11 protein-coding genes are annotated in these 10799 nt (G+C 59.2%); all 11 read right to left on the bottom strand.

The features are described from left to right. Window positions 1–26 precede the first annotated feature (26 nt). Complete coding sequence (atpB, locus tag AC5O5I_RS28000) at window positions 27–896, bottom strand: F0F1 ATP synthase subunit A (RefSeq protein ID WP_172225115.1); 870 nt, start codon at window positions 894–896, stop codon at window positions 27–29. Between the two features lie 16 nt (window positions 897–912). Next, window positions 913–1320 (bottom strand): F0F1 ATP synthase subunit I, encoded by a 408-nt coding sequence (locus AC5O5I_RS28005; protein ID WP_172225112.1) that lies wholly within the window; start codon window positions 1318–1320, stop codon window positions 913–915. Between the two features lie 148 nt (window positions 1321–1468). Next, a complete protein-coding gene (locus tag AC5O5I_RS28010; RefSeq protein ID WP_172225109.1) occupies window positions 1469–2341 on the bottom strand; it encodes a ParB/RepB/Spo0J family partition protein in 873 nt (290 codons plus the stop codon). A gap of 9 nt (window positions 2342–2350) precedes the next feature. After that, window positions 2351–3142: a ParA family protein gene (locus tag AC5O5I_RS28015; protein ID WP_012274913.1), complete on the bottom strand. Its 792-nt coding sequence runs from the start codon at window positions 3140–3142 to the stop codon at window positions 2351–2353. 18 nt (window positions 3143–3160) lie between these two features. Then, window positions 3161–3811, bottom strand: coding sequence for a 16S rRNA (guanine(527)-N(7))-methyltransferase RsmG (gene rsmG / locus AC5O5I_RS28020; RefSeq protein WP_494511883.1), 651 nt, complete (start codon window positions 3809–3811; stop codon window positions 3161–3163). Further along, window positions 3808–5700, bottom strand: coding sequence for a tRNA uridine-5-carboxymethylaminomethyl(34) synthesis enzyme MnmG (gene mnmG / locus AC5O5I_RS28025; protein WP_494511884.1), 1893 nt, complete (start codon window positions 5698–5700; stop codon window positions 3808–3810). The genes rsmG and mnmG overlap by 4 nt, the downstream gene beginning before the upstream one ends. A 566-nt stretch (window positions 5701–6266) precedes the next feature. Beyond that, on the bottom strand, window positions 6267–7637 hold the full coding sequence (gene mnmE / locus AC5O5I_RS28030) for a tRNA uridine-5-carboxymethylaminomethyl(34) synthesis GTPase MnmE (RefSeq protein WP_172225100.1): 1371 nt from the start codon (window positions 7635–7637) through the stop codon (window positions 6267–6269). Between the two features lie 88 nt (window positions 7638–7725). Beyond that, window positions 7726–9408 (bottom strand): membrane protein insertase YidC, encoded by a 1683-nt coding sequence (gene yidC / locus AC5O5I_RS28035; protein ID WP_172225097.1) that lies wholly within the window; start codon window positions 9406–9408, stop codon window positions 7726–7728. Between the two features lie 2 nt (window positions 9409–9410). Next, window positions 9411–9656: a membrane protein insertion efficiency factor YidD gene (yidD, locus tag AC5O5I_RS28040; protein WP_172225094.1), complete on the bottom strand. Its 246-nt coding sequence runs from the start codon at window positions 9654–9656 to the stop codon at window positions 9411–9413. Beyond that, window positions 9649–10053, bottom strand: a complete 405-nt coding sequence (gene rnpA / locus AC5O5I_RS28045) for a ribonuclease P protein component (RefSeq protein ID WP_172225124.1) — start codon at window positions 10051–10053, stop codon at window positions 9649–9651. Before rnpA ends, yidD begins: the two co-directional genes overlap by 8 nt. 13 nt (window positions 10054–10066) lie before the next feature. After that, entirely contained in the window at window positions 10067–10201 is a 135-nt protein-coding gene (gene rpmH / locus AC5O5I_RS28050) for a 50S ribosomal protein L34 (protein ID WP_003253163.1), read from the bottom strand. Window positions 10202–10799: the final 598 nt, after the last annotated feature.

A 10799-nucleotide genomic window follows, 5' to 3' on the forward strand; every position in this document is an offset into this window, starting at 1 on the left:
AAGGCTATCAGACACGCCAGGCGGTCTTAATGGTTATCTTCGTGAGCCATCGACAGGTAGACGATGGTAAGCATCATGAAGATGAAAGCTTGCAGGGTGATGATCAGGATGTGGAACACAGCCCACGCCCACTGCAGCACCACGCCCAGGCCGCTGAGCCAGAGCAGGCCGGAGCCGAACATCACCGCGATCAGGATGAACACCAGCTCGCCGGCGTACATGTTGCCGAACAGACGCAGTGCCAGCGAGATCGGCTTGGCGATCAGGGTGACGAATTCCAGCAGGAAGTTGACCGGAATCAGCAGGATCTGCAGGAAGATGTTCTTGCTGCCGAACGGGTGCAGGGTCAGCTCACCGAGGAAACCGCCCAGGCCCTTGACCTTGATGCTGTAGAAAATGATCAGGGCGAACACGCAGAAGGCCATTGCCAGGGTCGCGTTCGGGTCGGTGGTCGACACGGCGCGGAACGGAATGTGCGGGTCACCGGAAATCAGGATGGCCAGCTGAGGAATCCAGTCGACCGGTATCAGGTCGACGGCGTTCATCAGGAATACCCAGACGAAAATCGTCAGTGCCAGGGGTGCAATCACCGGGCTGCGGCCGTGGAAGGAGTCCTTCACGCTGCCATGGACGAAGTCGACCATCACTTCAACGAAGTTCTGCAGGCCGCCGGGTTGGCCGGAAGTCGCCTTCTTGGCCGCCATGCGGAAGATGAACAGGAAGATCAGACCCAGCGCGACGGACCAACCCAGGGTGTCCACGTGGAACGCCCAGAAGCCCATTGCCTTGGCTTCTGCAGCCGAATGGGCAAAGCCCCAGCTGCCGTCTGGTAATTGACCATAGGTCAGGTTCTGCAAGTGGTGCTGGATATAACCCGAAGCGGTTTCTTCTGCCATGGTTGCCTCAAACGCCCTAAGGTCTCGAAAGTCTTTTATTCATCAGCAGGGGCGCGAACCAGCTGACCCAAAGGGTCAACACGAAGACGCCGAATACTGCTAGCGGCGCCAGTGGCTTCACTCCTGCGAAGGTCAGTGCAAAAAGCACTGCCGTCAAAATCATCTTGCCTGCCTCGCCAGCGTAAAACGACTTGACGATAGCTTGTGCCGCCCGTGCCCCGCTGAAGCGAAAAGCCTTCCAGGCGAAATACACATTGGGCAGCCAGGCAATCAAACCTCCGCAAAGGCCTGAATATCCACTGACCACCCCTTTCCACTGCCACAACACCAATGTTGCCAGCAGCAGTACGACAAATTGAGCCAGCAGTACCGGAAAAACCGCCCAGCGATGGAAAGGCAGGCGGTTTGGCGTGCGGATTTCCATCAACCTGCTCCTCGGAAGTCGACCAACAAGTCAGTTATGACTTGGCATAATTTGTGCCGACAAAATGCGCGCAGAGTATAGGGGTGGATTAACCCCTATTCAACTCTTCGGTAGTGATTTCCGACTGCGCGCTACAACAGGAATTGTTTCAGCGGATGTGAGCAAGCACGCCTTGCAACTCGTCAAGCGAGTTGTAACGGATAACCAACTGGCCTTTACCCTTGTTGCCATGACGGATCTGCACGGCCGAGCCCAGGCGCTCTGCGAGCCGCTGTTCAAGGCGTGCGATATCCGGATCAGGTTTGCTTGGTTCGACCGGATCAGGTTTGTCGCTGAGCCACTGGCGCACCAGTGCCTCGGTCTGGCGCACGGTGAGGCCACGTGCGACAACATGACGCGCCCCCTCCTCCTGACGGCTTTCGTCCAGGCCGAGCAATGCACGTGCGTGGCCCATCTCCAGATCACCGTGGGCGAGCATGGTCTTGATCGCTTCCGGCAGGGTGATCAGGCGCAGCAAGTTGGCCACGGTTACCCGTGACTTGCCCACGGCGTCGGCCACCTGCTGCTGGGTGAGCTCGAACTCCTGCTGCAGGCGCTGCAGCGCCATGGCCTCTTCCAGCGGGTTGAGGTCTTCGCGCTGGATATTCTCGATCAGCGCCATGGCGATGGCAGCCTCGTCGGGCACTTCGCGGACCATGGCCGGGATCGTGTCCAGGCCGGCCTGCTGGGTAGCGCGCCAGCGGCGCTCACCGGCGATGATCTCGTAGCGGTTGTCGCCGATGGGGCGCACCACAATCGGCTGCATCACGCCGTGGCTGCGAATCGAGTGCGCCAGCTCTTCCAGCGCCTGCGGGTCCATGTCCCGTCGTGGCTGGTACTTGCCACGCTGGATCAGCTCGACCGGCAGGTGTTGCAGTTCTTTCTGGTCGATCTTCACAGCCTGCTCTTCGAGCGCGCTGACGGAAGGACCACTGAGCAGTGCATCCAACCCACGTCCGAGACCCCGTTTCTTGACGGCCATACGGATTCCTTAAGTTGTTTGTGCAGTGCGGGATTGACGACGTTGACGGCGGACCAGTTCCCCAGCCAAGGCCAGATACGCCAGCGCGCCACGCGACTGCTTGTCGTAGGCCAGGGCCGGCATGCCGAAGCTGGGGGCCTCGGCCAGGCGGATGTTGCGCGGGATCACCGTGTCGTACAGCTGCGGACCGAAGTGCTCCTTGAGCTGCGCCGAGACATCGTTGTTCAGGCTCAGGCGCGGATCGTACATCGTCCGTAACAAGCCCTCGATCTTCAGCTCCGGGTTCAACCGGGCGGCGATGCGCTTGATGTTATCCACAAGGTCGCTGAGCCCTTCCAGCGCGTAGTACTCGCACTGCATCGGGATGATCACGCCATCGGAAGCGACCAGGGCGTTGAGGGTGAGCATCGACAGCGACGGCGGGCAGTCGATGAGGATGTAGTCGTAGTTCTCGCGGATTGGCGCCAGCGCATTGCGCAGACGGCTTTCCTTGACCTGCATTTCCAGCAACACCACTTCGGCGGCGGTCAGGTCACGGTTGGCCGGCAGCAACTGGAAACCACCGTGTTCGGAGTAATGCATGGCCTGAGCCAGGTCGCATTCCCCGATCAGCAGGTCGTAGACCGAGTGCTCGAGCTCGTGCTTGTCCACACCGCTGCCCATGGTGGCGTTGCCTTGCGGATCGAGGTCGATCAGCAGCACACGACGTTTGGTCGCGGCCAGCGAAGCAGCGAGATTGATACAGGTGGTGGTCTTGCCCACACCACCTTTCTGGTTCGCGATTGCGAATACCTTAGCCATTGATGCGCGTGTTCCCAGTCATGCCTTGCGGCGCAGTATCAGCAGATGGCGCTGGCCCTGGCAACCCGGAACGGTCAGGGCCTGTTCGCTTTCCACTGTGAAGTCTGCGGGCAATGCTACCAGTTCATCGGCAGGATGCAGCCCCTTCATTGCAAGCCATTGCGTCCCGGTGTCGCCCAGATGGCGTGTCCAGTTGGTGAAGTTCTCCATGCTGCTGAAGGCACGGGAAATGATTCCGTCGAACGGTTGCGTCGGTTTGAACGCTTCGACCCGGCTGTGGATAACCGTCAGGTTGTCCAGCTTGAGCTCCATTTTCACCTGGGTCAGGAAGCGGGTTTTCTTGCCGATGGAGTCCAGCACTGTCACGCGCTTGTGCGGGTGCAGGATAGCCAACGGAATACCGGGCATGCCACCGCCGCTGCCGACATCCAGCCAGTTGTCGCGCTCGCTGTGGATAAACGGCATGACACTGAGGCTGTCGAGCAGATGGCGCGAGACCATCTCGTCCGGGTCGCGCACGGCGGTCAGGTTGTAGGCCTGGTTCCATTTGATCAACAGGGCCAGGTAGCCAAGCAGCTGCTGGTGATTCGCCTCGCTCAGGTCGATACCGAGTTGGTTCGCACCTGTGGACAATTCTTCGGCGTGTTGCGGGGTGACCAGGGAACTCAAGCGCTTTGCTCCAATTCGCGGCCAGCGCCGCGTTTTTTCAAGTGAATCAGCAACAGGGAAATCGCCGCCGGCGTGACGCCCGGGATACGCGATGCCTGGCCCAGCGTCTCTGGGCGGGTCTGGCCGAGCTTGCCCTGGATTTCCTTGGACAGGCCGGAAATCGTCGTGTAGTCGATATCCACAGGCAAGCGGGTGTCTTCACTGGCGCGTAGACGGGCGATCTCGTCCTGCTGACGGTCGATGTAGCCGGCGTACTTGGTCTTGATCTCGACCTGTTCGGCAACCTGTGGATCAATCGGTTCCCGGCCGGTCGCTTGCATCAACCCGGCGTAGTCGATTTCCGGACGGGCCAGCAGGTTGAGCAGGCTGTACTCGTGGCTCAGCGGCGTGCCGAACTTATCCACAATGGCCTGGCCTTGCTCGGTGTTGGGCCGCACCCAGGTAGTTTTCAAGCGCTGTTCCTCACGCTCGATGCCGTCGCGCTTGGCGCAGAAGGCAGCCCAGCGCTGGTCGTCGATCAGGCCCAGTTCACGGCCCTTTTCGGTCAGGCGCAGGTCGGCGTTGTCTTCGCGCAGGATCAGCCGGTACTCGGCTCGCGAGGTGAACATGCGGTACGGCTCCTGGGTACCCAGTGTGATCAGGTCGTCGACCAGCACCCCGATGTACGCCTCGTCGCGGCGTGGGCACCAGCTTTCGCGGCCCTGGGCACGCAACGCAGCGTTGGTCCCGGCCAGCAGGCCTTGGGCCCCGGCCTCTTCGTAACCGGTAGTGCCGTTGATCTGGCCGGCGAAGAACAGGCCGCCGATGACCTTGGTCTCGAGGCTGTACTTGAGGTCACGCGGGTCGAAATAGTCGTACTCGATCGCATAGCCCGGGCGCACGATGTGGGCGTTTTCCATGCCGCGGATCGAACGCACCAGCTCCAGCTGCACGTCGAACGGCAGCGAAGTGGAGATACCGTTCGGGTACAGCTCATGGGTGGTCAGGCCTTCCGGCTCGATGAACACCTGGTGGCTTTCCTTGTCGGCGAAGCGGTGGATCTTGTCTTCGATCGACGGGCAATAGCGTGGCCCGACCCCTTCGATCACACCGGAGTACATCGGCGAACGGTCGAGGTTCGAGGCAATGATCTCGTGGGTGCGGGCGTTGGTGTGGGTAATCCAGCAACTCACCTGCCGCGGGTGCATTTCGGCATTGCCCATGAACGACATCACCGGGATCGGCGTATCGCCGGGCTGCTCGGTCATTACCGAGAAGTCCACCGAACGGCCATCGATGCGTGGCGGGGTACCGGTTTTCAGGCGGCCGACGCGCAGCGGCAGTTCACGCATGCGGTGGGCAAGGGCGATCGAAGGCGGATCGCCGGCGCGGCCGCCTGAGTGGTTTTGCAGACCAATGTGGATAAGGCCGCCGAGGAAAGTACCGGTGGTGAGGACCACCGAGTCGGCGAAGAAACGCAGGCCCATCTGGGTGACCACGCCCTTGACCTGGTCCTGCTCGACGATCAGGTCGTCGCAGGACTGCTGGAATATCCACAGGTTCGGCTGGTTTTCCAGGATCTCGCGCACCACTGCCTTGTAGATGGCGCGGTCGGCCTGTGCTCGGGTGGCGCGTACCGCCGGGCCCTTGCGGTTGTTCAGAACGCGGAACTGGATGCCGCTCTTGTCGGTGGCCAACGCCATGGCACCACCGAGGGCATCGATCTCTTTGACCAGATGGCTTTTGCCAATACCGCCGATGGCGGGGTTGCAGCTCATGTGACCGAGGGTTTCCACGTTATGGGTCAGCAGCAGGGTTTTAACACCCATGCGTGCAGACGCAAGCGCAGCCTCGGTACCGGCATGGCCGCCGCCGATGACGATCACTTCAAAACGGGAAGGGAAATCCACCACGCACCTCGTGCCTGTTTTTGCGAATAGAGAAGGTAAGCCGACAAGTATAGGGACTTCAGCCCCTTTAAAGAAACCGTCTGAGCAAATTTTGACCAGGCTGTGGATGAGTGGCGCACAACAGAAATCAACAGAACAGATTTATAAAAGCTTTGTTTTTATGTTTATTCTTATACACATGCATATCTGTGGATAAAGTCCTGTATCCCTTTATTCTCGCCATGTAGAGAGAAATTAAACCCTGTGGTTGGAGTACCCTGAGGGCTCTGGATAAGCGGATTTAGCCTGTGGATTAAATGGCTATTTATGCACAGGCCGTTTTACCCTCAGAAAAAAAGCCCGCTTATCAACGGGGCTGAGGTAAGGTTTTCCACAGGGCTCCCGCGCTAAAATTCCGGCTTGTGAATAAAAAACGTGCCCGTATAGCGTCCTGTCCAAGGTCATAATCACGCTCGAAGACAGCTCGAGTGACCCGGCGCCGATCGGCCAGGACGGAAAATGGATAAATTTCAGGCAAAAAAAAGCCGCTCCTCCGGGAGCGGCTGATGGTTTTGCGGGGTTGTGGATTACTTACCGATACAAAAACTTGAGAAAATCCGCCCCAGCAGGTCGTCGGAGCTGAATGCCCCGGTAATTTCACCCAAGGCATGTTGTGCCTGGCGCAGGTCCTCGGCCAGCAGCTCGCCAGCGCCCGCCAGGGTCAGTTGTGCACGGCCATGCTCCAGGTGCCCACTGGCCTGGCGCAAGGCGTCCAGATGGCGCCTGCGGGCGCTGAATCCACTCTCTGCAGTCTGTTCGTAGCCCATGCAGGCCTTGAGGTGATCACGCAGTAGCTGCAGCCCTGCGTCGTCCCCTTTGGCGCTGAGGGTAATCGTCACGTGGCCGTCATCGCAGAGTTCCAGCGCTACCTGCTCGCCACTGAGGTCAGCCTTGTTGCGGATCAGCGTGACCTTGGCCGGGTCTGGCCGCAGGTCGAGAAACTCGGGCCACAGGGCAAACGGGTCGCTGGCCTCCGGTGCGGTCGAGTCGACCACCAACAGCACGCGGTCTGCCTCGCCAATGGCCTTCAAGGCGCGTTCCACGCCGATCTTTTCCACATGGTCATCGGTATCGCGCAAACCGGCAGTATCGACCACATGCAGCGGCATGCCGTCGATGTGGATATGTTCGCGCAGGATGTCCCGGGTGGTGCCGGCGATATCGGTCACAATGGCCGCTTCGCGCCCGGCCAACTGGTTCAAGAGACTGGACTTGCCCGCATTCGGCCGGCCGGCGATAACCACAGTCATGCCATCGCGCAACAAGGCGCCCTGCCCGGCCTCGCGCTGGACGGTGGACAACTCGCCGCGCACCGCATCGAGCATCGACAGCACATGGCCATCGGCAAGGAAGTCGATCTCTTCCTCGGGAAAGTCGATCGCAGCCTCGACGTAGATGCGCAGGGCAATCAACGCCTCGGTCAGGCTGTGCACACGTTTCGAGAATTCCCCCTGCAGCGAGCGCAGCGCATTGCGCGCCGCCTGGCTGGAGCTGGCCTCGATCAGGTCGGCAATGGCTTCGGCCTGGGCGAGGTCGAGCTTGTCATTGAGGAACGCGCGTTCGCTGAATTCGCCTGGGCGCGCCAGCCGGCAGCCAACTTGTACACAGCGCTGCAGCAGCATATCCATTACTACCGGGCCGCCGTGGCCCTGCAGTTCCAGCACATCTTCGCCGGTGAACGAGTTAGGCCCGGGGAAGAACAGCGCAATGCCCTCGTCCAGCACAAGCCCTTGCTCGTCGCGGAACGGGCCGTAATGGGCATGGCGCGGGGTAAGCGTACGGCCGGTGATCAACTGGCCCGCGCTGGCAGCCAGAGGGCCGGACAACCTGACTATACCCACCCCGCCGCGGCCCTGAGCGGTTGCGATGGCAGCGATGGTTTCACGCACAGTGTTCATGCTCGAAAGCCTCTACGACAAAAACGACAGATAGCAAAAACGCCCCACTAGGGGGCGTTTTTTATTCACAGGCTAGCGCACTAGCCCGTCAGGCAGCAGCTTTTTTGGTAGCTGCTTCGATACGGCGAGTGATGTACCACTGCTGCGAAATCGACAGGCAGTTGTTCACAACCCAGTACAGCACCAGACCAGCCGGGAACCACAGGAAGAAGAAGGTGAAGATGATAGGCATCATTTTCATCACCTTGGCTTGCATCGGATCCGGCGGCGTCGGGTTCAGGCGCTGCTGGATGAACATGGTGGCGCCCATGATGATCGGCAGGATGAAGAACGGATCCTTGATCGACAGGTCGGTGATCCACAGCATCCATGGGGCCTGGCGCATCTCGACGCTTTCCAGCAGTACCCAGTACAGGGCCAGGAACACCGGCATCTGCACCAGGATCGGCAGGCAGCCGCCCAGCGGGTTGATCTTCTCTTTCTTGTACAGCTCCATCATCGCCTGGGACATCTTCTGGCGATCGTCACCGAAGCGTTCTTTCAGCGCGGCAAGCTTAGGTGCCACGGCACGCATGCGCGCCATCGAACGGTAGCTGGCAGCCGACAGCGGGAAGAACAGGCCTTTGATCAGCATGGTCAGCACGATGATCGACCAGCCCCAGTTACCCAGCAGGCTGTGGATATGTTGCAGCAACCAGAAGATCGGCTGGGCAATAAACCACAGGAAGCCGTAGTCGACGGTCAGTTCCAGGCCTGGGGACAACTCTTTGAGCTTGGACTGGATCTTCGGACCGGCATACAGCATGGCGCTGGTCTCGACCTTGCCACCTGCAGGCACGCTGAGGGCGGGGCCGGTGTAGCCGATGATGTAGTTACCCTGGCTGTCCTTGCGGGTCTGGACAACGTTGTTGTCCGACTTTTCCGGAATCCAGGCGGTCACGAAGTAGTGTTGCAGCCATGCTACCCAGCCGCCGGACACATTTTCTTTCAAACTACCTTTGTCGATGTCCTTCATCGAGACCTTTTTGTAAGGCTCGGAAGCTGTCCACAGGGCTGCGCCCAGGTAGGTTGCGGTACCGGTGGCAGTGCTCGAGGACGGGTCGCCGCTGGCGTCACGCTTGAGCTGGGCAAACATGTTGCCGCTCCAGGCCTGGTTGCTCTGGTTGTCGATCAGGTAGCTGACATTCAGGTCGTATTCACCGCGCTTGAAGCTGAAGCGCTTGATGTAGTTTACGCCGTTGTCACTGAACTTCAGGTCGACCACCAGTTGTTCCTGGCCGTCGGCCAGCTGGTAGCTCTTCTGTTCGGCCGCATACAGCGGGCGGCCGCTGGCGCGGGCATCCGGGCCGTTGGCGCCGGTCAGGCCGCTTTGTGCCAGGTAGACACGCTCACCACCGTTGTCGAACAACTGGAATGGAATGTTCGGGTGGTCTTGACGACGTGGGTATTTCGGCAGGTTCAACTGGACGATGTCACCACCGACTGGATCGATAGCCAGTTCCAGAACGTCGGTCTTGACTCGGATCAGGTCCTTGCTGAGTGCTACCGGTGCCAGTTCGGCAGGGCTCGATTCGGCGTTGGCGCTCGGTACATCGGCGCTGGCACCGTTGTTACCGGCCGGCACGCCATCGGGCAAGCCCGGAGCAACAGTGCTGGCAGCAGTATTCTGAGTCGGCAGGGCAGCCTGGCCGTAGTCATCGTTCCACTTCAGGACCATGACGTAGGACACGACTGCCAGCGCGGCGATCAGGATCGTGCGTTTAATATCCATGATTACTCGGCTATCGAAGAAGTTCGGGAGGAAGGAGCGGGTGGAACGGGGTCGAAACCGCCGTGATTCCACGGATGACAACGCCCCAGGCGACGAACGGCCAGCCACCCACCACGCCAGAGGCCATGGTTTTCGATGGCTTCGTAAGCGTAACAGGAGCAACTGGGGAAGAAACGACAGTGACTGGCCATCAGAGGACTAATGGCATAACGGTAAAACTGGATCGGAACGAGTGCCAGTTTACGCATCTTGGCTGTCTACCCCTGCGGAATTGGCGGTGACTGCTGGTGTTGGCCGGCTGCGCGCCAGGCGTTTCCAGAGCTTGCCAAAATGTTGGTGCAATTCCGGGTTTTCTACCTCACCCAATCCCTTGCGCGCGACGATCACAATGTCCAAACCGGCAAGCAGGTGCTGGTTCAGGCGAAAGGAATCGCGCATCAAGCGCTTGAGGCGATTGCGTTGAACGGCGAGCTTGACGCTCTTCTTGCCGATTACCAGGCCGAGGCGTGGATGATCGAGGCCGTTCTCGCGAGCAAGGATCAGCAGGTTTTTCCCTGGAACCTTGCCGGTTGGGGAGTCGAAGACCGCTTTGAAATGTCGGGGTGTAAGCAGTCGCTTTTCCCGACTGAAGTCCTGACTCACCACCTGTGCCGAAAAATCAAATGGCCAGACGCTTACGGCCTTTGGCACGACGACGCGACAGAACAGCACGGCCGTTCTTGGTAGCCATACGGGCACGGAAGCCGTGGGTGCGAGCGCGCTTGATGGTGCTTGGTTGGAAAGTACGTTTCATGGCGTGTTACCTGGGTTTGTCGACGACGGGCCGGGATGGCCCCCTTTTTAAGAGACCGGCGATTCTAGAGAAAGCAAGCCCGTAGGTCAATTTCCAACCAGCCTTTCCCTATAGGGCGTGTGATGGACGGTGCTTTTTTTCGGTCATTGCCCAGGGTGCTTGATCGGACACGCGAATCAGGGACAACATGAGAAAAAAAGAAGAGAGATATAAAAAGCTTTTCTGAATAACTTATAAATCTTAGGTGGATAACCTTCTGTGGATAACCTCTTTCAGGTCACGGTTTACGTGGTGTACAGAGTTTTACAACTGTGTGGCCATCCGGTGCTGCGCCTGTTCCGTTCATGGGCGCAACCTGTGGATTAAAACTGGCTTTATCCACAGCGGTTTTATCCACAGAGCTCAGCTCAGGGTTGTGCATAGCCCTCATGGGTGGTTATCCACAGAGCTTATGCACAATGCCGATAAGCCGTTTTCGTCGATAAATGGCTGTTTTGTCATGACTGCTAACGTGTCCACATGTGGATAACTGACGGCTCGACCGGTACAATGGCGGTTTGTTTTTGCCTCATCCGGCTTTCAAACTCAGGGGATATCC

The organism is Pseudomonas sp. 9_2_1 (assembly GCF_059295275.1).